General features: G+C 71.2%; 17 protein-coding genes and 2 pseudogenes. 4 read left to right on the top strand and 15 right to left on the bottom strand.

The genetic code is table 11. The features are described 5' to 3' along the window. Window positions 1-33: 33 nt before the first annotated feature. From purH to IE160_RS01420, 6 genes and pseudogenes are all read right to left on the bottom strand, one after another. The gene (gene purH / locus IE160_RS01445; RefSeq protein WP_191151449.1) at window positions 34-1,695 is read right to left on the bottom strand and encodes a bifunctional phosphoribosylaminoimidazolecarboxamide formyltransferase/IMP cyclohydrolase; all 1,662 of its coding nucleotides are present in this window, start codon (window positions 1,693-1,695) and stop codon (window positions 34-36) included. A gap of 34 nt (window positions 1,696-1,729) precedes the next feature. Further along, window positions 1,730-2,332: a phosphoribosylglycinamide formyltransferase gene (gene purN / locus IE160_RS01440; RefSeq protein WP_191151448.1), complete on the bottom strand. Its 603-nt coding sequence runs from the start codon at window positions 2,330-2,332 to the stop codon at window positions 1,730-1,732. A 46-nt stretch (window positions 2,333-2,378) separates the two neighbouring features. Then, a complete protein-coding gene (locus tag IE160_RS01435) occupies window positions 2,379-3,626 on the bottom strand; it encodes a cell division protein PerM (protein WP_191151447.1) in 1,248 nt (415 codons plus the stop codon). Between the two features lie 13 nt (window positions 3,627-3,639). Continuing rightward, window positions 3,640-5,256: pseudogene (gene ptsP / locus IE160_RS01430) on the bottom strand (phosphoenolpyruvate--protein phosphotransferase); the annotation flags it as partial. A gap of 218 nt (window positions 5,257-5,474) precedes the next feature. Then, window positions 5,475-5,642 (bottom strand): annotated as a pseudogene (locus IE160_RS12690) (HPr family phosphocarrier protein); the annotation flags it as partial. Window positions 5,643-5,711: 69 nt separating this feature from the next. Beyond that, the gene (locus IE160_RS01420; RefSeq protein ID WP_191151445.1) at window positions 5,712-6,665 is read right to left on the bottom strand and encodes a GlxA family transcriptional regulator; all 954 of its coding nucleotides are present in this window, start codon (window positions 6,663-6,665) and stop codon (window positions 5,712-5,714) included. Window positions 6,666-6,766: 101 nt separating this feature from the next. On the opposite strand from IE160_RS01420, the gene IE160_RS01415 reads away from it, so the two are divergent. Next, the gene (locus IE160_RS01415; protein ID WP_191151444.1) at window positions 6,767-6,916 is read left to right on the top strand and encodes a hypothetical protein; all 150 of its coding nucleotides are present in this window, start codon (window positions 6,767-6,769) and stop codon (window positions 6,914-6,916) included. A 118-nt stretch (window positions 6,917-7,034) separates the two neighbouring features. On the opposite strand, the gene sucD is transcribed toward IE160_RS01415, so the two are convergent. The 6 genes from sucD to IE160_RS01385 form a co-directional block, all read right to left on the bottom strand. Then, complete coding sequence (sucD, locus tag IE160_RS01410; RefSeq protein ID WP_191151443.1) at window positions 7,035-7,937, bottom strand: succinate--CoA ligase subunit alpha; 903 nt, start codon at window positions 7,935-7,937, stop codon at window positions 7,035-7,037. A gap of 14 nt (window positions 7,938-7,951) precedes the next feature. After that, window positions 7,952-9,115, bottom strand: coding sequence for an ADP-forming succinate--CoA ligase subunit beta (sucC, locus tag IE160_RS01405; RefSeq protein ID WP_191151442.1), 1,164 nt, complete (start codon window positions 9,113-9,115; stop codon window positions 7,952-7,954). 141 nt (window positions 9,116-9,256) lie between these two features. Continuing rightward, on the bottom strand, window positions 9,257-10,864 hold the full coding sequence (locus IE160_RS01400; RefSeq protein WP_191151441.1) for a SpoIIE family protein phosphatase: 1,608 nt from the start codon (window positions 10,862-10,864) through the stop codon (window positions 9,257-9,259). A 1-nt stretch (window position 10,865) separates the two neighbouring features. Continuing rightward, complete coding sequence (locus tag IE160_RS01395) at window positions 10,866-11,201, bottom strand: STAS domain-containing protein (protein WP_179873025.1); 336 nt, start codon at window positions 11,199-11,201, stop codon at window positions 10,866-10,868. 147 nt (window positions 11,202-11,348) lie between these two features. Next, window positions 11,349-13,703, bottom strand: a complete 2,355-nt coding sequence (locus IE160_RS01390) for an ATP-dependent helicase (protein WP_191151440.1) — start codon at window positions 13,701-13,703, stop codon at window positions 11,349-11,351. Between the two features lie 48 nt (window positions 13,704-13,751). After that, window positions 13,752-14,783 carry a glycerophosphodiester phosphodiesterase family protein gene (locus IE160_RS01385; protein ID WP_191151439.1) on the bottom strand — a complete coding sequence of 344 codons (1,032 nt, stop codon included), beginning with the start codon at window positions 14,781-14,783 and terminating at the stop codon, window positions 13,752-13,754. Between the two features lie 32 nt (window positions 14,784-14,815). Here IE160_RS01385 and IE160_RS01380 point away from each other — a divergent pair, with 32 nt between their 5' ends. From IE160_RS01380 to IE160_RS01370, 3 genes are read left to right on the top strand one after another with little or no spacing between them, the layout of a single operon-like run. After that, window positions 14,816-15,157 (top strand): DUF4190 domain-containing protein, encoded by a 342-nt coding sequence (locus IE160_RS01380; RefSeq protein ID WP_191151438.1) that lies wholly within the window; start codon window positions 14,816-14,818, stop codon window positions 15,155-15,157. Next, complete coding sequence (locus IE160_RS01375; protein WP_191151437.1) at window positions 15,148-15,642, top strand: hypothetical protein; 495 nt, start codon at window positions 15,148-15,150, stop codon at window positions 15,640-15,642. Before IE160_RS01380 ends, IE160_RS01375 begins: the two co-directional genes overlap by 10 nt. A gap of 9 nt (window positions 15,643-15,651) precedes the next feature. Then, window positions 15,652-16,461 (top strand): Bax inhibitor-1/YccA family protein, encoded by an 810-nt coding sequence (locus IE160_RS01370; protein ID WP_191151436.1) that lies wholly within the window; start codon window positions 15,652-15,654, stop codon window positions 16,459-16,461. A gap of 260 nt (window positions 16,462-16,721) precedes the next feature. Here the strand turns inward: IE160_RS01370 and guaA are convergent, their stop codons facing one another. The 3 genes from guaA to IE160_RS01355 are packed head-to-tail and all read right to left on the bottom strand — an operon-like array spanning window position 16,722 to window position 19,607. Beyond that, window positions 16,722-18,314, bottom strand: a complete 1,593-nt coding sequence (gene guaA, locus IE160_RS01365) for a glutamine-hydrolyzing GMP synthase (RefSeq protein WP_191151435.1) — start codon at window positions 18,312-18,314, stop codon at window positions 16,722-16,724. Continuing rightward, the gene (locus IE160_RS01360) at window positions 18,311-18,757 is read right to left on the bottom strand and encodes a DUF3817 domain-containing protein (protein WP_191151434.1); all 447 of its coding nucleotides are present in this window, start codon (window positions 18,755-18,757) and stop codon (window positions 18,311-18,313) included. Before IE160_RS01360 ends, guaA begins: the two co-directional genes overlap by 4 nt. Window positions 18,758-18,761: 4 nt before the next feature. Further along, window positions 18,762-19,607: an SURF1 family protein gene (locus IE160_RS01355; RefSeq protein ID WP_191151433.1), complete on the bottom strand. Its 846-nt coding sequence runs from the start codon at window positions 19,605-19,607 to the stop codon at window positions 18,762-18,764. Window positions 19,608-19,632 lie beyond the last annotated feature (25 nt).

The following is a 19,632-nucleotide window of genomic DNA, read 5'->3' as shown; positions in this document are numbered from 1 at the left end:
TGAGACCGTCGAGGGTGCCACCGGGCCGTGCGGTCAGTGGAAGAAGTGGCGCTCGCCCGTGAGGTACATCGTCACCCCAGCGGCCTGCGCCGCCGCGACGACCTCCTCGTCGCGCACCGAGCCGCCGGGCTGCACGATCGCGCGCACTCCCGCGTCGAGCAGCACCTGCAGGCCGTCGGCGAAGGGGAAGAACGCGTCGCTCGCGGCGACCGAGCCGCGCGCCCGGTCGCCGGCGCGCGACACCGCGAGGTGGCACGAGTCGACCCGGTTGACCTGGCCCATTCCGACACCGACGGATGCTCCGCCCGACGCCAGCAGAATCGCGTTCGACTTCACGGCGCGGCACGCGCGCCACGCGAACTCGAGATCAGCGAGGGTCGCGTCGTCGGCCGGCTCTCCCGCCGCGAGCTGCCACGTCGATGCGGGCGCGAACGAGTGGTCGGCCTCCTGCCGCAGCAGCCCACCGCTCACCTGCCGCAGCTCGACGGCCGGCAGGGTGAACCCGGTCGGCAGCTCGAGCAGGCGGATGTTCTTCTTCTCGCTCAGCAGGGCCCGCGCCTCGGGCTCGAAGCCGGGAGCGACGACGACCTCGGTGAAGATCGGCGCGATCGACTCGGCGGCCGCGCGCGTGACGACGCGGTTGGCGGCGATGACGCCGCCGAAGGCGGAGACGGGGTCGCACGCGTGCGCGGCGGCGTGGGCTGCGGCGATCGACGCGCCCGCGGCGATGCCGCACGGGTTGGCGTGCTTGATGATCGCGACGGCGGGGGCTTCGTGGTCGTAGGCGGCGCGCACGGCGGCATCGGCGTCGACGTAGTTGTTGTACGACATCTCCTTGCCGTGCAGCTGCGTGGCCTGCGCGATGCCCGCGCCCCCGTCCGTTCGGTAGAGGGCCGCCGACTGGTGGCTGTTCTCGCCGTAGCGCAGCACCTGCTGCAGTCGCGCGTGCACGTCGACGGTCGCGGGGCTGCCGTCGCCCGCGGGGCCCGACGCCGAGACGGCGTCGGGCGCTGGCGTCGCGCGAAGCCCAGAAATGGGCTTCGCCTCAGCTCCGCGCGCGCGCACCCCGAGCGTGTCGGCGAACCAGCCGGCGACGGCGGTGTCGTAGGCGGCCGTGTGGCCGAACGCCTTCGCCGCGAAACGCTGCCGCTGCAGCAGGGTGGTGCCGCCGAGCGTCACGGCCTTCGTCACCTGGTGGTAGTCGGCCGGGTCGACGATGATCGCCACATTGGCGTGGTTCTTCGCGGCGGCGCGGACCATCGCGGGCCCGCCGATGTCGATCTGCTCGACGATCGCGCTCGCCTCCGCCCCGCTCGCGACGGTCTCCACGAAGGGGTACAGGTTGACGATCACGAGGTCGAACGGCGCGATGCCGAGCTCGGCGAGCTGCGCTTCGTGCGACGCGAGCCGCAGGTCGGCGAGAATGCCGGCGTGCACGCTCGGGTGCAGCGTCTTGACGCGCCCGTCGAGCGTCTCGGCGAAGCCCGTGACGGCGGAGACCTCGGTGACGGCATGACCGGCTTCGGCGATCGTCGCCGCCGTCGAGCCCGTGGACACGATCTCGACGCCCGCCCCCGCGAGCGCCGCAGCGAGCTCGCGCAGACCGGTCTTGTCGCTCACGCTGATGAGCGCACGGCGCACGGGGATCGCGTCGCGCTCACGGTAGAGGGCGGGGTCGTGAACGGGGCCGGCCATGAGGGTCTCCAAGGGTAGGTACGGGGTCGTGGGGTCAGGAGGAGCGGGGCGCGGATGCTGCGCCGAGATCGATCGACCCGTCGGCGATGCCCCGCACGACGTCGATGAGCAGGCGCCGCTCGACGGGCTTGATGCGCTCGTGCAGCGCGCGCTCGGTGTCGCCGAGCAGCACGGGCACGCGCTCCTGAGCGAGGATCGGGCCAGTGTCGACTCCCGCGTCGACGGCGATGACGCTCGCGCCGGTCTGCGTGGCGCCCGCGGCGAGCGCGTCGCGCACGGCGTGCGCGCCGGGGAACTCGGGCAGGTACGCGGGGTGGGTGTTGATGAGCCCGGGGGCGAGCGCGGTGACGACGCCCGCGGGCAGAAGTCGCATGAGGCCGCTCAGCACGACGAGGTCGGCACCCCACGGTGCGAGGGCCGCGAGCAGCTCGTCACCCCAGGCCTCGCGCGTGGGGTACGCCGAGTAGGGAACCGTGAAGGAGGGGATGCCGAAGACCTCGGCGTGGGCGAGCCCGTCGGCGTCACGGTCGGCGCCGACCGCGACGACGTGCGCGGGGTAGGAGTCGTGGCGGCACTCCTCGAGCAGAGCGCGCAGGTTCGACCCGCCGCCGGAGATCAGCACAGCGACCCTCAGCACGCGACTCTCACCACCACGCCAGGCTAGCGGCTGCGCGCGAGCCCAGTTAGCGGCTGCGCGCGGGCACGGTGCGCCGGGGCGCCCGCACGCCGGCGGCGAGCAGGCCGAGGGTGACTCCGAGGAGCGTCTCGGCGAGCATCCAGAACCCGACGGCGACCGGGTCGGGGCCGACCACCGCGAGGCGACCGGGCCCAGCCGAGCCCGCCGAGAGCCACGCCAGGAAGCCCATGGCGAGGCCGGCGACGATCGCCGCGAGCACGCCCGTGAGCACGGACCAGCCGACCCGCGCTCCGAGCGGCAGGTCGTACGCGTAGGCGCGACCGAAGGCGTCCGCGAGGCGGGGGCGCACGGCAAGGCCCGCCGCGAACGCCGCGGCGACCGGCACGAGGAGGGTCAGGTAGCCGAGCGGGGACTCGCCGGCCGGGAGCGCCCCCAGCAGCGGGATCGCCGGCAGCGGCCCGAGCGACACCGCGACGGGGCTCACGATCGACCCTGCGCCGAGCGCGAAGCCCGGCCCGATGAGCCACGACGCCGACCACAGCACGATCGTCGGCAGCAGCGCGAGCTGCCCGAGTGTGAGCGCGAGCCCGCCGAGCACGCCTGCCTGCACGCTCTCGTAGAGCGCGATGACCTGCCCGAAACCGAGCGCGAGCGCGGTGGTCGCGAGCAGGGAGCCTGCGAGCACCACGGTGGCGACGGCGCCGAGGCCCGCGCGCAGGGCGGCGCCGCCGATGCCGGTGAGCAGGGGCGGAGCATCCGCGATGAGCTGCCGCAGGCGCACGCGCGCCGGGTTGGTCGCGCCGATCGAGCCGATCGCGACGCCGAGCCCGTAGACGAGTGCAGGGAAGAGCGCCCCCTGCCACCGCGACGGCAGGGCGGCCGGATGCCCGGCGCTGAGCACCACGAGGGCGGAGAGCACGAGCACTCCCGTGACCGCCACGAGCTCGCCGATGATGCGGTGCGGCTCCGCCCGCAGCCGACGCCCGAGACGGACGCCGAGCAGCGCCGTGAGCAGGGCGAAGCCGAGCATCGCGAGCGTGACGGCGAAGGGATCGCCGACCCCGTCCACTCCGAGCGCGAGGGCCGTGACCGGGTCGAGCTGGAACGTCACCGTCACCCCGTGCCCGAGCAGCCACAGGTCTGCGGCGGCGCGCCAGAAGATGATCCAGTCGAGCTGGAAGCCGAACTGCGCCGCCCACAGAACCGTGCCGAGAGCGAGCGGGATGCTGAGCCCGACGCCGACGACGAGCAGCGCCTCGAGGGCGGCGAGAGTGGCGGTGAGGCGGCGCGTCATGGGTGCCCCGAGCCTAGGCGAGCGCCCGCTGCGCCGCCTCGCGCGCCGCGGCGGGCGTGTCGGCCGCGCACGCCGCCTCGGCCGCCCGGCGGCACTGCTCGAGCGTGGCCTGCGCGAGCGTGTCGCCGACGGCGGGGATCGCGCGTGCCGCCATCGACAGGCTCTGTGCCCCGAGGCCGACCAGCACGGGAGCCAGGCGCGCATCCGCCGCGCCCTCGCCGCACACGCTCAGCGGTGTCCCGGTGCGCGCGGCGGCCGCGCCGACGAGCGAGATCATGCGCAGCACGGCCGGCTGCCACGCGTCGGTGAGCTCGGCGAGCTCCCCCGACTGCCGGTCGGCGGCCATCGTGTACTGGGCGAGGTCGTTCGTGCCGACGGAGACGAAGTCGGCGAGCGCGCACAGCTCCTCGGCGACCATGACGGCGGCGGGCGTCTCGATCATGATGCCCACCGTGGCGAGCCCCGCGGCGCGTGCGCGCCGCACGAACTCGCGCGCCTCGCCGACGGTCGCGATCATGGGCGACATGACGTGGGGATGCTCGGCCGTGCGCTCGGCCGCGATCGCGATCGCCCGCAGCTGGTCGTCGAGCACCCCGGGGTCGCGCCGCGACGTGCGGTAGCCGCGCACGCCGAGCGCCGGGTTCGGCTCGTCCTGGGGGGTCAGGAACGGCAGGGGCTTGTCGCTGCCGGCGTCGAGCGTGCGCAGCACGACGGTGCGCCCCGCGAATGCCGAGAGCACCTCGGCGTAGGCGTCGACCTGCTCCTCCACGGTCGGCGCGGTCGTGCGGTCGAGGAAGCAGAACTCGGTGCGGAACAGACCCACGCCTTCCGCGCCCCGCTCGAGGGCGCGCGCGGCATCGCGCGGCGCCCCGATGTTGGCGGTGAGCTGCACGAGGTGGCCGTCTCTCGTGCGGCCGGGCCCGACGAACGGCGGCACCGTGAGCACCCCCGTCGCGGTGGCCTGCTCGGCCGCGTCGGGCTGCACGACGAGCTCGCCCGTGCTGCCGTCGACGAGCACGAGCGTGCCGTCGGCGAGGCCCGTCGCTCCCACCGCGCCCACGATCGCGGGGATTCCGAGCTCGCGCGCGATGATCGCCGTGTGGGAGGTCGGCCCGCCCTGCTCCGTCACGAGCGCGAGGCACGTGGTCGCGTCGAGCGCGACCGTGTCGGCGGGCGCCAGATCGTCGGCGACGACGATGACCGGATGCCCCGTCTCCGGCAGTCCGGCCAGCTCGACGCCGCGCAGGCGCGCGATGATGCGGTCGCGCACATCGATGAGGTCGATCGTGCGCTCGGCGAACCGCCCGCCCGCCTCGCGATAGCGCTCCGCCGTGCGCGTGAACTCGCGCCACACCGCGGCCTCGGGCGTGAGGCCGTCGTCGCGGATTCCCGCGGCGGCGGCCGCCGCGACAGCCTCGTCGGCTGCGAGCACCGCCGTGGCGAGCAGCACCTCGCGCCGCTGGCCCTCGAGCCGCTCGCCGCTCGCGCGCAGTGACTCGGCGACGTGCGCCGTCGCGCGCTCGAGACGCTCGACGGCGTCGGGGCGCACGGCCGCCGGCAGCCGCTCCGCGGTGGACGGCGCGACCGGTCGGGCGCCGCGGCGCACGGCCACCGGGCCGACGACCCGGCCGGGGCTGACCCCGAGCGGGCGGGCGGGGGGGTGGTGCTCGGCGGGGGCCTCGACGGCGGCGGGGCGGCGGGGGCCGCATCCGGCGCCTCGGTCGGCGGCCCGCCCGCCTCGGAAAGCTCCCCAGCGAGCTCCTCGGCAAGCTCCTCCCCGAAGCCCTCCTCGATGAGCTCGCGCACGGCCTCGACGGCGGCGCGGGCGTCCGCGCCGGTGCCGGTGATGCGCACGGGGGTTCCGGGTGCGGCGGCGAGGATCGCGATGCTGATGGCGCTCGTGGCCGTCGCCGGCTCCTTGCCGGGCACGGCGAGCGTCACGGTCGCGGCGTAGCCCGCGAGCAGTTCGGCGATGACGGCGGCGGGGCGCGTGTGCAGGCCGCCGACGTTGCGCACGGCGGTCTCGACGACGACCTCGCCGCCGCCACTCTCCGCACCCGCTTCACCCGCGCTCACGGCGGCAGTCTACGGCGCGGCCCGCACCCCGAACGCGCGGCGGTAGGCCTGCGGCGTCGTGCCGAGCGACCGCGTGAAGTGGTGCCGCAGCGTCGCCGAGGAGCCGAAGCCGCACACGCGCGCGACCTCCTCGACGGGGGCGTCGGACTCCTCGAGCAGCTGCTGCGCGCGCAAGAGCCGCTGGCGGTTGAGCCATGCGGCGGGGCTCTCGCCGAGCTCGGCGCGGAATCGGCGGGCGAAGGTGCGCTCCGACATCAGCGCGCGGCGCGCGAGGGCCTCGACCGAGTGATCGTCGCCGAGGTGGTCGAGCATCCAGTCGGTGAGCTCGGCGAGGCTCGTACCGCCGTGCTGCACGTCGGGCTGCTGGATGTACTGGCTCTGCCCGCCATCGCGTTGCGGCGGCACGACCATGCGCCGGGCGATCACCGACGCCGCGGCAGCGCCGTGCTCGCGCCGCACGAGGTGCAGGCACGCGTCGATGCCGGCCGCGGTGCCCGCGCCCGTGATGACGCGGCGATCCTCGACGAAGAGCACGTCCGGGTCGACGACGGTGCGGGGATAGGTGCGCTGCATCTCGTCCGCATACATCCAGTGCGTCGTGCTGCGACGACCGTCCAGGATGCCCGACTCGCCCAGCACGAACGACCCGCTGCAGACGCTGAGCACCCAGGCCCCTCGCGCCTCCGCCGCACGAATCACCTCGAGGTAGCGCTCGTCCACGGGCCCGATGCTGCGCGCGGCGACCGCGATGAGGTCAGCCTCGGCGGCGACCGACAGGTCGTCGGTCACGAGGATGTCGAACCCGAGGCTCGTGCGCACGGGCCCGGGGTCGGCGGTGACGACGTGGAAGTCGAACGCGGGTGCGCCGGAGGAACTGCGGTCGATACCGAAGACTTCGCACAGCACGCCGAACTCGAAGGGCGCGAGCCCGGGGATGGCGAGGGCGACGACGCGTCGGAGCATGGACGGCCTTTCCAGGAGGCGAAGCAGAGTGGCGGAATATTGACTGACAATGGCAATCCTGCCACTCGTGGCCGAGATTGTCCAGTCATAGATTTTCTGCCATGACCACGATCGCTCTCATCCTCCTCGCACTCCTCGCCGCCGCGGGCATCGGTGCCACGATCATCGCGATCGTGCGCGACGGCTACCGCCGGGTTCCGTATGCCCGCCCATTGCGCGAGTACGAGCGCGACGACCACTACCGCGCCTGAGCACGGCGCCCCACGAGCGTGCGGGGTGGCACACGCCCGCCTCCCCGCACACAGCGACGGCCCTGCCGCCCCATCCAGGGGGTCGGCAGGGCCGTCGTCTGCTGAGTGCGGTCGCCGCTTACAGCGCGGCGATGACCTCGCGCATGAGGGAAGCCGTCTCGCTCGGCGTCTTGCCGACCTTGACGCCCGCGGCCTCGAGGGCCTCCTTCTTGGCCTGCGCGGTTCCCGCGGAGCCGGAAACGATGGCACCGGCGTGGCCCATGGTCTTGCCCTCGGGGGCGGTGAAGCCCGCGACGTAGCCCACGACGGGCTTCGTGACGTTGGCCTTGATGAAGTCGGCCGCGCGTTCCTCGGCGTCACCGCCGATCTCGCCGATCATGACGATCGCCTTCGTCTCGGGGTCGGCCTCGAATGCCGCGAGGGCATCGATGTGCGTGGTGCCGATGATGGGGTCGCCGCCGATGCCGATCGCCGTCGAGAAGCCCAGATCGCGCAGCTCGAACATCATCTGGTAGGTGAGCGTGCCCGACTTGGAGACGAGACCGATCGGGCCCTTGCCCGTGATCGTCGCCGGGGTGATGCCGACGAGGGACTCCTCCGGCGTGATGATGCCGGGGCAGTTCGGGCCGATGATGCGTGTCACGTTGCCGTGCGCCTGCGCCGTCGCCCAGATGTCGGCGGAGTCCTGCACGGGGATGCCCTCGGTGATGATGACCAGCAGCGGGATGCCCGCCTCGATGGCCTCGATCGCGGCGTCCTTCGCGAAGGCCGGGGGCACGAAGGCGATCGACACGTCGGCACCCGTGCTCGACATCGCCTCGGCGACCGAGCCGAAGACCGGCAGCTCGAGGGCCGAGCCGTCCTTCGCGGAGTGCTCGACCGTCGTGCCGGCCTTGCGCGCGTTCACGCCGCCGACGATCTGGGTGCCCGCCTTGAGCATGAGCGCGGTGTGCTTGGTGCCCTCGCCGCCCGTGATGCCCTGGACGATGACCTTGGAATCCTTGGTGAGGAAGATCGACATTGTTCGCGTATCCCTTACTTCGCAGCCAGTTCGGCAGCCTTGTCGGCGCCCTCGTCCATGGAGCTCGCGAGCGTCACGAGCGGGTGAGCGGCCTCCGCGAGGATGCGGCGGCCCTCCTCGACGTTGTTGCCATCGAGTCGGACGACGAGCGGCTTGGTCGCCGCGTCGCCGAGAATCTCGAGGGCCTTGACGATGCCGTTTGCGACGGCATCGCACGAGGTGATGCCGCCGAAGACGTTGACGAACACGCTCTTGACCTGGGCATCGCCGAGAATCACATCGAGGCCGGCCGCCATGACGGTCGCGGATGCCCCGCCCCCGATGTCGAGGAAGTTCGCCGGCTTGACGCCACCGTGGGCCTCGCCCGCGTAGGCGACGACGTCGAGCGTCGACATGACGAGCCCCGCACCGTTGCCGATGATGCCGACCTCGCCGTCGAGCTTGACGTAGTTGAGGTCGTGCTCCTTGGCCTTCGCCTCGAGCGGATCGCCCTGCTCGCCGCCAGCCCACTCTGCCTGATGCGGGTGGCGGAAGCCGGCGTTCTCGTCGATCGAGACCTTGCCGTCGAGCGCGATGATGTCGCCAGCGCCCGTGAGCACGAGCGGGTTCACCTCGACGAGCGTCGCATCCTCGTCGTCGAAGACGCGGTAGAGGCTCACGAAGACCGGGGCGACCTTCTCGACGAGCTCCTCCGAGAAGCCGCCCTGACGGGCGATCTCGCGCGCCGTGTCGAGGTCGATGCCCGTCAGCGGGTCGACGTGCACCTTCGCGAGGGCATCGGGGCGCTCCTCCGCGAGCTGCTCGATCTCGACACCGCCCTCGACGCTGCAGAGCGAGAGGTAGGTGCGGTTCGCCCGGTCGAGGAGCACCGAGAAGTAGTACTCCTCGGCGATGTCGGCGCCCGCCGCGACCATGACGCGCTGGACGACGTGGCCCTTGATGTCGAGGCCGAGGATGTCACGGGCGTGAGCCTCGGCCTCGTCGGCCGTCTTGGCGACCTTCACGCCGCCGGCCTTGCCGCGCCCGCCGACCTTGACCTGGGCCTTGACGACCGTGACGCCGCCGATCTTCTCGGCTGCGGCCCTCGCCTCCTCAGGGGTGTCGGCGATGACGCCGGGAAGCACGGGAACCCCGTACTTCTCGAAGAGGTCTCGGGCCTGGTACTCGAAAAGATCCACGGTGTTTCATCCCATCCGCGTGCACAACATTGGAAGTGGTCGATGCGGTCTCTCGATGTCGAGATTTCTCGATGTCGAGACAAATCCGCGTCCAACTTTAGCGTGCTCGCCGCAGCCTCAAGACCGCGGGGTCCGTCTCGCTCAGTCGTCGCGCCGCACGACGACGACCGTGACGTCGTCGGAGGAGGTGCCGCGGGCACGCGTGCGCAGAGCATCCACGACCTCCTGCGAGGAAGACGCGAGCAGGGCGAGCGCCGCCACGCGATCCAGGCCGTCGAGCGAGCCGTCGTACAGATCGAGCACGCCGTCGCTCGCCGCCACGAGCGTGTCTCCAGGCTCCAGCGTGATCGTCTGCTCCTCCCACTCCGTGTCGATGTCGACGCCGAGGGGCGGAGAGTGCGAGCGCAGGCGCTCGATCGTGCCGTCCGTGCGCGCGATGACCGTCAGGCCGTGCCCGGCATCCACGAAGGTGACCTCGCCCGAGTCCATGTCGACGCGCGCGTGGAAGAGCGTCACGAACAGGCCCGTCGTGTCGAGGTCGGCGTTGAGGGAGGCCGCCGCGAGGTTGACGGCGCCCGTGACATCGCCGAAGCGCGCCGCCGACCGCAGCACCGCGCGCACCGTCGCCGCGATGATCGCCGCCGCGATGCCCTTTCCCATCGTGTCGGCGAGCGTGATCGCCGCACCCTCCCCGACCGGGTACCAGTCGTAGAAGTCGCCGCCGACCGCCCTCGCGGGCTGGCAGAAACCGGCGATGTCCCACCCCGGCATGCTCAGCATCTTCGACGGCAGCAGGCCTTGCTGCACCTCGGCGGCGCGCGAGAGCTCCTGGCTCACCGAGAGCTCCTGCTGCACCCACGAGGCGAGGTCGCGCAGCATCGCCTGCTCGCGCTCGGTGAAGGCACGGGGGCGGGGGTCGTAGATGCAGAACGCGCCGATGCGCTCCCCCGTCGACGCGTAGAGCGGGTGGCCCGCGTAGAAGTTGATGAGACCGTCCTGCGCGCGATCCGCGTACGCGGGATCGGCTGTCAGCTCCGGCACCACGAGAGTGTCGTCGCCCATGATCGTGTCAGTGCACACGGAGCTCTCTCGCGGCATCTCCACGACCGCGTCGCCGGCGACGGACTTCGCCCACTGGCGGTCGCCGTCGATGAGGTTGATCGCCGCCGACTGCACGCCGAACAGGCTCTTCGCGAGGCGCGTCACGCGATCGAAGCGCTCCTCGGGCGACGTATCGAGGATGCCCAGCTCCTCGAGCGCGCGCTGCCGCGCCATCTCGTCGATGACCCCGGTGATCGACACCGAGGGCATGCCGCGGGTCGAGGAGCGATCCACGTCCTGCGCCTCACGGCCACGCACGAGAGTCCAGTGGTTGAATCCGTCGACGCGTCGGTGCTCGACCGTGTCGACGAGGGCCTTCATGAGGGGAATGCCCCGGCCCGACTCGGCGAGGGACTCCGCCTCGGGCATCTCGCGGCCCTCGAGGTCGACGTGGTCGACCTCGCCCGAGTCGCTCAGCGTCGCCTCCAGGCGGTCCTTGTACGCGATGACGGTGAGGGTCGCCTGCACACCTCGCCCGTGGTTCGCATGCTGGATGACGTTCGCCGTGAGCTCGATGATCGCCGTCTCGAGCGACATGCGGTCGCGCGCACTCAGGTCAGGCACGCTCGCCCACACCGAGTCGAGCAGGTCGTGCACGGTGTCGACCGTGTGGGGCGGCGCAGTGAGCCGCAGGGTGCGGGTCACCATGTCAGGCATCCGCGTACGCACTCTCCACGCTGTCGAAGCTCCGCAGCACGCCGGCCATGTTGGTGAGCTCCAGCACCAGCTCCACCTGCTCGGTCGGCTTCACGAGCCGCACATCGCCCCCCGCCTCTCGTGCTGTCTTCATGCCGGCGATGAGTGCGCCGAGACCTGAGGAGTCGAGGAAGACGACGTGCTCAAGAGTGATCGCGACGCGGGGCCGGTTGTCGTCGACGGCCGATTGGATGGCTTCGCGCACCCGAGCCGCGGTGACCATGTTGAGCCGGCCGCTCACACTGATCTCCGTCACGCCCTGCGGGTGCGGAATGATCGAGATGTCCATGAAGGTCTCCTGACGTCTGTCACACCATTGTCCCTGCTGCGTCCGCTCGAGCCCGGCAGGCTGGCGGGGTTCGGCGAGGTCCTAGAGCTTCTCGATTGGGTTCACCGCGGACGAGCGTTGAACAGACAGGGATGCTTCAGAAGCTCGTCAGAGTTTCTGAATCGGGGCAATCTTCACGAGGAGGCGCTTGCGCCCCGCCTTTTCGAACTGCACCTCGGCGATCGACTTCGCGCCGTTCTGCGTCACGCTCGTCACCGATCCGTCGCCGAAGTCGGCGTGGCGAATGCGGTCTCCCACGTCGAGCGTCAGGTCGCCGTTGTCGCGCACCTTCGCCGTGACCGTGTTCGCCCACTCCTTCTTCGGCTTTCCCGGTGGCAGCGACGTGCTGTACCCGAACTTCGGCGTGCCTGAACCGCCGAGCGCGCGCTGGCCGCCCCCGGTCGTGCGCGTGCCCATGCCCGGGGCATCCCGCCAGTCGATGAGCTCGGCGGGAATCTCCTGCAGGTACCGGCTCGGGGCGGCGACCTGCGTGTCGCCGAACGTCGTACGGGTCATCGCGAGGCTCAGGTGCAGCCGCTGGCGCGCGCGCGTGATGCCGACGTAGAACAGGCGGCGCTCCTCGGCGGGGCCGCCCGGCTCGGTCGCGCTCATCTGGTGCGGCAGCAGGTTCTCCTCCACGCCCGTGATGAACACGGCGTCGTACTCGAGCCCCTTCGCGGTGTGCAGGGTCATGAGCGACACGGTGCCGCTCGAGTCGTCGAGGTCGTCAGCCGCGGCGACGAGCGCCACCTCGGTGAGGAAGTCGATAAGGCGGCCCTCCGGGTTGTTCTTCTGAAACTCGCGGGTCACCGCCACGAGCTCCTCCACGTTCTCGGCGCGCGCCTCGTCCTGCGGGTCGCGGCTGCCGCGCAGCAGCTCGAGGTACTTCGTCTTCTCGAGGATTCCCGTGAGGATGTCCGGCACCAGGCCGGTGTCGAGCGACTCGCTCGCCGCGTCGAGGATCGCGGCGAGGTCGACGATGGCGGCGGTCACTTTCGGTCCGAGGCCGAGGGCGGGAGCATCCCGCAGCGCATCGATCATGGTGCCGCCCAGTTCGTCGGCGTGGTTCGCGAGCGCCGTCTCCGTCGCGGGCCCGATACCGCGCTTGGGCGTGTTGAGGATGCGCCTCATGGCGAGGCCGTCGGCCGGGTTCGCGACGGCGATGAGGTACGCCATCATGTCCTTGATCTCGGCGCGCTCGTAGAACTTCGTGCCGCCGAGCACGCGGTACGGGATCGCCGAGCGGATGAAGATCTCCTCCAGCGCTCGCGTCTGCGCGTTCGTGCGGTAGAACACGGCGATCTGGTTGTACGGCGTGCCCGCCTCGTGCAGCGCGCCGATCTCGTCGGCCACGAACTGCGCCTCGTCGTGCTGGCTGTAGCCCGTGAAGCCGACGATCTTCTCGCCTGAGCCGACCGCCGTGAACAGGTTCTTCGCGATGCGGTCGAAGTTGTTCGCGATGACCGCGTTCGCGGCGTCGAGGATCGTCTGCGTCGACCGGTAGTTCTGCTCGAGCAGGATCACCTCGGCGCCGGGGAAGTCGCGCTCGAACTCGACGATGTTGCGAATGTCGGCGCCGCGGAACGCATAGATCGACTGGTCCGAATCGCCCACGACGGTGAGAGCGGCTGCCGGGATGCCCCCGCTCGCGTCCGTCTCGATACGAGTGTCTGCGGGCACGTGCTGCGGCTCGACCGGCCGGGTGAGCTCGCGGATGAGGGCGTACTGCGCGTGGTTGGTGTCCTGGTACTCGTCGACCAGGAGGTGCCGGAACCGGCGCTGGTAGAGCGCCGCAACCTGCGGGAAGGCGCGGAACAGGTACACGGTCTGCGCGATGAGATCGTCGAAGTCGAAAGCATTCGCACGTCGGAGCTCGGCCGTGTAGCGGCGGAACAGCTCGAGGAACATGACCTCGGTCGGATCGTTGGCGTTGATCTGGCGGCTGTAGCCCTCGACGTCGATGAGCTCGTTCTTGAGCTTCGAGATCTTGCCGGCGACCGCGCTCACCGTGAAGCCGAGCGTGTCGGCCTGCATGTCCTTCACAAGCCGCTTGATGAGCGCGCGGGAATCAGCCGAGTCGTAGATCGTGAACCCGCGCGTGAACCCGAACTGCTCGGCCTCCCGGCGCAGGATGCGCACGCACGCCGAGTGGAACGTCGAGATCCACATGCCCTGCGCGGCATCCCGGCCGACCAGCTGCTCGACGCGCTCACGCATCTCGCCCGCCGCCTTGTTGGTGAACGTGATCGCGAGAATCTGGCTGGGCCACAGCTCGCGATCACGGATGAGCCGGGCGATGCGGCGGGTGAGCACGCTCGTCTTGCCCGAGCCGGCACCCGCGACGATGAGCAGCGCCTGTGCGCGCGACTGCACTGCGGTGAGCTGCTGCGGGTTGAGGCCCTCGAGCAGCGGGTCACCGTGCCCACTCGAGGTGTCAAGGGTGTCGTCGGGGAGGAAGCTCATGGCGGCCCCAGTCTAGGTCGCGCCCCCGACCGCCTCCCCGCTCGAGGGTCAGAGGGCGGCGCGAGCCTCGAGAGCCAGGTCGGGCTGGTCGGCGAAGACGCCGTCGAGCCCGGTCGACAGCACGGCGCCGAAGAACCCATGCCAGTCGCCGTGCGCGGCAGGGCTCGAGCCGACGCGGCACGGAGCCGGCAGGAAGCGGTTCTCGGCGCGCAGAGTCCACGTGTAGACGCGCAGGCCCCGATCATGAGCGCGCGCCACGAGAGAGGATGCTGCGAGGCCGTGATCGAGCATCCGCCAGTCCTCGCCGTCACGGCCCGTGACCCCGGCCGCGGCCCGCACCAGCAGAGAGGCCTCGGGGCTGATGCCGTCGACGCCGCGCGCGAGCTCGGCGAGCCCAGCGTCGGTGAGCTGCGAGGCGTAGGAGGGTGCGGCCGACCCCTCTCGCGCGACGAGGTCGGCGGCCTTTCCGCGCCGCTCCAGGAGGTACACGTACTCGGCCTCCACGCCGCGGTCGCGCACCTGCCCGAGCACCGTCTGCTCGAACGACTCGACCACGAGGCGATCCCGGTCGCCCCAGCTCGCGACCTCGGCGGCGAAGAGCTCGTCGAGCGGCAGCCCGGCCGCCGCGAAGTGCGTCGCGTGCTTGAGCTCGGCGACCATGCGCACGGGCCTCTCCGCGCCGTCGAGCAGCGCCATGAGATCGCGCAGTCGCAGCAATGGGTAGTGGCCGTCGAACCGGGCAGACGCCTGACGCAGCTCGGGCAGCCGTTCGCGGGCCCGCAGGGTCGCGAGCTCGGCCCATGTGAAGTCTTCCGTGAACCAGCCGGTGATGCGCTCACCGTCGATGGTCTGCGTGCGCCGGCGGTCGGCGAACTCGGGGCGAGTCGCCACGTCGGTCGTGCCGCCGATCTCGTTCTCGTGGCGCAGCACGAGCTGGCCATCCCGGGTCGGCACGATGTCCGGCTCGATCGCATCGGCGCCCAGCGCGATGGCGAGGCGGTAGGCGGCCAACGTGTGCTCCGGCCGGTACGCGCTCGCGCCGCGGTGAGCGATGACCTGGGGGCGTGGCGCGTCTGACACGCCGTCAACGCTACGCCGATACTCTGCAAGGCATGAACGCCGAGCAGCCCGCGATCGCCGACGGCGACACGCTGCCCGGCGCGACCCTCCATCAGGGCCAGGGCAACACCGCGCGCGCCGCGGCGCGACGGCCGCGCCGCCGCACCAACCCGCTCGCGATCGCCGCTCTCATCCTCGCCGTGCTGCTCAGCCCCGTGGCCGCCCTGTTCGGCCACATCGCGCTCGGTCAGATCGCACGCTCGCAGGGCCGCGAGCGTGGCACCACTCCCGCCTGGATCGCCGTCGGCCTCGGCTACCTGTGGCTCGTCGGCCTGCTCATCATCGTGGGGGCACTGCTCGTGGCGCTCGACGGCGGAGTGCTGCCGTGGCCGTAGCGCCACTCGAGACCGCGGCGCGGCTGCCACTGCGGTGGGGCACCTACGACGGCCGCCGCTGGGCGGGCCTCACGCTCATCGTCGGCGGCATCGTGCATCTGCAGGCCGCCGGCCCCGACAACCTGATTCCGCTCGCCGTCGGCACGGTCGCGCACGTCGCCGGTTGGCTCATCATGCCGGCGCGGGGCTGGCGCCGAGTGGTGCCGATCGTGCTCAGCACCTTCGTCGGGTGGCTGCTGCTCGCCGGGCCGCAACTGATGTGGACCCTCACGATCCCCTTCCTCTTCTGGCTGCTCGTGCGGCACCGCCCGTGGCGCAGCCTGCTCGCCGTGAGCCCTGTGCTGCTCAACGGTGTGATCGCGGTGGCGGTGTTCCGCGAGTACGAGGGGATGCCCCTGGCACTGGGCGCATCCGCTCTCGTCCTCGTCGGGTCGGCCTGGTGGGCCGCAGCGATCGCTCGGCGTGCTCATAGCGATTCTCACTAGAATCAAGCCATGGCTACCTCGAACCCCGCGTTCAACTCCCCCGCGTTCTCGCTCAACCAGTCCTCCGCGATCATGCACCGTGCCGCGACGCCCTCCACCGAGCAGCTCGACGAGCTCTACGGCAAGCCCTCGGCCACGCCGGAGCAGACCGACCGCATGACGTACGAAGACACGATCCAGAAGGCCGTCGGCGCATTCGCGCTCGTCGCCCTCGGTGCCGCCGTCGGCTGGTTCGTCCCCTTCCTCACGATCCCCGCCGCGATCGTCGGCTTCGTGCTCGCGCTCGTCAACATCTTCAAGAAGAAGCCGTCGGCCGGTCTCGTGCTCGCGTACTCCGGCGTGCAGGGCATCTTCGCCGGTGGCATCTCGGCGATCTTCGAAGCCATGCCGCAGTACTCGGGCATCGCCGTGCAGGCGCTGCTCGGCACCGCGGCGGTCTTCGTCGTGACGCTCCTGCTGTTCCGCAGCGGCAAGATCCGCGCCTCGAAGAAGGCCACGAAGGTCTTCCTCATCGCGATGATCGGGTACGCGCTGTTCTCGCTCATCAACGTCGGCATGATGCTGTTCGGTGCGACGGACGACATGTTCGGCATGCGGAGCGCCACGATCTTCGGCATCCCGATCGGGCTCATCCTGGGCATCCTCGTCGTCCTGCTCGCCGCCTACTCGCTCGTGCTCGACTTCGACCAGATCAAGACCGGCGTTGAGAATGGCGCCCCGCGCATGTTCGCCTGGCGCGCCGTGTTCGGCATCGTCCTCACCGTCATCTGGCTCTACATCGAGATTCTGCGGATGCTCGCCATCCTGCGCGGCGAATAGCCGACAGAGGTACGGGATGAGGGCCGCCCTTCGGGGCGGCCCTTTCTTGTTGTGTGGGGGTTGCTTGGGAGTTCGGAGCCCAACGACAGCACTGTCCGGCTCATGTTGCCCGCGGGTTCAGAGACCGACCGCGGGGACCGCGGTCGGCGCTGGCGTCGCGCGAAGGCCAGAAATGGCCTTCGCCTTTAGCTCCAGCGCGCGCACCGGGACGCCCGCTGGAATAGTTGCGCAGCGAGGCCAGAAATGGCCTCGCTGCGCAACTATTCCCATTCAATAGTGCCGGGGGGCTTCGACGTGACGTCGAGCACGACCCGGTTGACGCCGTCCACCTCGTTCGTGATGCGGTTCGAGATGCGCGCGAGAACGTCGTATGGGAGGCGCGTCCAATCCGCCGTCATCGCGTCCTCCGAGGAGACGGGGCGCAGCACGATGGGATGCCCGTACGTGCGCCCGTCGCCCTGGACGCCGACCGATCGCACGTCGGCAAGCAGCACGACCGGGCATTGCCAGATCTCCTCGTCGAGTCCCGCCGCGGTGAGCTCGGCGCGCACGATCGCGTCCGCCTCGCGCAGCAGGTCGAGGCGCTCGAGCGTGACCTCGCCGATGATGCGGATGCCGAGCCCCGGCCCGGGGAACGGCTGACGGCCGACGATCGCCTCGGGCAGCCCGAGCTCGCGGCCGATCGCCCGCACCTCATCCTTGAAGAGCGCGCGCAGCGGTTCGACGAGCTCGAACTCGAGATCCTCGGGCAGCCCGCCCACGTTGTGGTGGCTCTTGATGTTGGCCGTGCCGGTGCCCCCGCCGGACTCGACGACGTCGGGGTAGAGCGTGCCCTGCACGAGGAAACGCACGGCCTCCCCCTCGCCCTGCGCTTCGAGCACGAGCGCCTCCGCCGCACCCTCGAAGGTGCGGATGAACTCGCGCCCGATGATCTTGCGCTTCGACTCGGGGTCGGTGACACCTGCGAGGGCGTCGAGGAACTGCTCGCGGGCATCCACCGTCACCAGTCGGATGCCCGTCGCCGCGACGTAGTCCTCCTCGACCTGCCGCCGCTCGTCGGCGCGCAGCAGGCCGTGGTCGACGAAGACGCACACGAGCTGATCGCCGACCGCCTCGTGCACGATGGCCGCCGCGACCGCGCTGTCGACGCCGCCCGAGAGGCCGCAGATGACGCGGGCCGAGCCGACCTGCTCGCGAATGCGCTCCACCTGCTCGGCGATGACGCTGCCGCTGTTCCAGTCGGCCGGGATGCCTGCCGCGCGGTGCAGGAAGTTCTCGAGCACGCCCTGCCCGAACTCGGAGTGCTTCACCTCCGGGTGCCACTGCACGCCGTACAGCTTGCGCTCGTCGCTCGCGAACGCCGCCACGGGGGTGTCGTCGGTGGAGGCGAGCACGTCGAAGCCGTCGGGGGCCTGCGCCACCGAATCGCCGTGGCTCATCCACGTCGTCTGCGCGTCGGGCTGACCGGCGAGCAGCACGCCGCCGTCGCCGACGACGCGCATCGGGGTCGACCCGTACTCACGGCGACCCGTGCGCGCGACCTCGCCGCCGAGCTGCTTGGCCATGACCTGGAAGCCGTAGCAGATGCCCATGACGGGCACGCCGAGCTGCAGGATTCCCGGGTCGAGGTCGGGCGAGCCCGGCTCGTACACGCTCGAGGGGCCGCCGCTGAGCACGATGCCGACGGGGTTCTTGGCCGCGACCTCGGCGGCCGTGATCGTGTGCGGCACGATTTCGCTGTACACGCTCGCCTCGCGCACACGCCGCGCGATGAGCTGGGCGTACTGCGCGCCGAAGTCGACGACGAGCACGGGTCGAGCATCAGTAACTGCCTCGGGGCTGACCTCACTCATGCTGCACTCCCCTCGGTGACGGCGTGCGCATTCTCGGGCGTCAGCCCGGCGATGACGGCTTCCACTTGGCGGGGCACCTGGCGCTCGAAGAAGAACGACAGGAACGGGATGATGCCGCCCATCGCGATCCACAGGAACCGCCAGAACGGCCACCGCAGCACCCGCCACAGCACGAAGTCGCAGGCGAGGTAGAGCACGTAGAGCCAGCCGTGGACGGCGAGCAGGAAGATCGAGAGGTTGAACCCGGTGAGGGTGTCGACGGGGCTGAGCGCGATGAACCCGGAGGGGCCGTTCAGTTCGATGTCGCTGCCGAGGCCGTAGCGGGTCACCATCATGACGACGAGCCCGAGCAGGAAGATGCCCGTGATGATCGAGGAGACCTTGTAGACCGCGAGAGTTCGCCGGATGAGGGGGATGTCTGCGGGCTTCGGGCCGATCACCATGCGCTCAGTCTACGGGCGCGGGCTGGGGCGACTCGTGCGCGGGGGCGAGCCCTGCCGGGTCTGCTGCGTCCGCATCCCGCTCGGCCTGCTCCTTCTCCTGCTCGTCCTTCACGAGTCGCCACCACAGGTACACGGCGAAGCCTCCGAAGATGACCCACTCGAGCGCGTAGAACAGGTTGAGCAGGTTGAGCTCGACCTCCGCTTCGGGTGGGGGTGCGGCGACGGCGGTGAAGCCGGGGGGCGGGTCGCTGTCGACGAGGTAGCCGGCGTAGACGGGTTGCGGGTCGGCCCACAGGTTGACGAGCTCGGCGACGGAGATCGTCTCGCGTGCGCCGGATTCGAAGTCGCCGACCTGCGGCGCCTCCCCGGGCACGTACCGCCCGGTCAGCTGCGTCTCGCCCGCCGGCAGGGTCGGGATGCTCGCCCCGGGCTCGACGAAGCCCACCACCACGGCAAGGCTGTGGCCGTCGTCGGTCACGAGGTGGCGCACGACCCAGTCGCCCGGCGCACCGTCGCCGCCGGGAGCGTTGTTGAGCCGACCGGTGACGACGACCTCGTCGTCGGCCTGCCAGGAGCCGTCGACCGTGACGAGCCGGCCGCTCGCGTCGGAGGTCATGACCTGCTGGGGCTCGGCTACGGTGACGAGCGGCACCGCTGTCTCGGTGTCGCGCTCGATGACGGTCGCGCTCTCGATGGACCGCTCGAGCTGCCACTGGCCGAGGGCCGCGAAGGCGGCGGCGACGCCGAGGGCGAGGGCGAGGGCGGCGACCCACTTGGGGCGTCGGGCGACCGACCACCAGGTCGGACCGGTGCGAGGCGCAGTGGGGGTCGGCGCCGCGGTCGTCGTCATGGTGCGGGGCGCCTTTCTGCGGTCG

This window comes from Chryseoglobus sp. 28M-23 (genome assembly GCF_014789785.1).
GTDB classification, from domain to species: domain Bacteria; phylum Actinomycetota; class Actinomycetes; order Actinomycetales; family Microbacteriaceae; genus Microcella; species Microcella indica.
Note: the sequence above shows the minus strand (reverse complement) of the source record. Positions and strands in the feature narration are given on the sequence as shown.

What these genes read in the sequence shown, in the direction of transcription:
- IE160_RS01360 (WP_191151434.1), bottom strand. Translation starts at nt 18,757, where the DNA reads ATGGTGATCGGCCCGAAGCCCGCAGACATCCCCCTCATCCGGCGAACT.
- IE160_RS01415 (WP_191151444.1), top strand. Translation starts at nt 6,767, where the DNA reads ATGACCACGATCGCTCTCATCCTCCTCGCACTCCTCGCCGCCGCGGGC.
- guaA (WP_191151435.1), bottom strand. Translation starts at nt 18,314, where the DNA reads ATGAGTGAGGTCAGCCCCGAGGCAGTTACTGATGCTCGACCCGTGCTC.
- purH (WP_191151449.1), bottom strand. Translation starts at nt 1,695, where the DNA reads ATGGCCGGCCCCGTTCACGACCCCGCCCTCTACCGTGAGCGCGACGCG.
- IE160_RS01390 (WP_191151440.1), bottom strand. Translation starts at nt 13,703, where the DNA reads ATGAGCTTCCTCCCCGACGACACCCTTGACACCTCGAGTGGGCACGGT.
- IE160_RS01420 (WP_191151445.1), bottom strand. Translation starts at nt 6,665, where the DNA reads ATGCTCCGACGCGTCGTCGCCCTCGCCATCCCCGGGCTCGCGCCCTTC.
- IE160_RS01435 (WP_191151447.1), bottom strand. Translation starts at nt 3,626, where the DNA reads ATGACGCGCCGCCTCACCGCCACTCTCGCCGCCCTCGAGGCGCTGCTC.
- IE160_RS01395 (WP_179873025.1), bottom strand. Translation starts at nt 11,201, where the DNA reads ATGGACATCTCGATCATTCCGCACCCGCAGGGCGTGACGGAGATCAGT.
- IE160_RS01370 (WP_191151436.1), top strand. Translation starts at nt 15,652, where the DNA reads ATGGCTACCTCGAACCCCGCGTTCAACTCCCCCGCGTTCTCGCTCAAC.
- IE160_RS01355 (WP_191151433.1), bottom strand. Translation starts at nt 19,607, where the DNA reads ATGACGACGACCGCGGCGCCGACCCCCACTGCGCCTCGCACCGGTCCG.
- IE160_RS01380 (WP_191151438.1), top strand. Translation starts at nt 14,816, where the DNA reads ATGAACGCCGAGCAGCCCGCGATCGCCGACGGCGACACGCTGCCCGGC.
- sucD (WP_191151443.1), bottom strand. Translation starts at nt 7,937, where the DNA reads ATGTCGATCTTCCTCACCAAGGATTCCAAGGTCATCGTCCAGGGCATC.
- IE160_RS01400 (WP_191151441.1), bottom strand. Translation starts at nt 10,864, where the DNA reads ATGGTGACCCGCACCCTGCGGCTCACTGCGCCGCCCCACACGGTCGAC.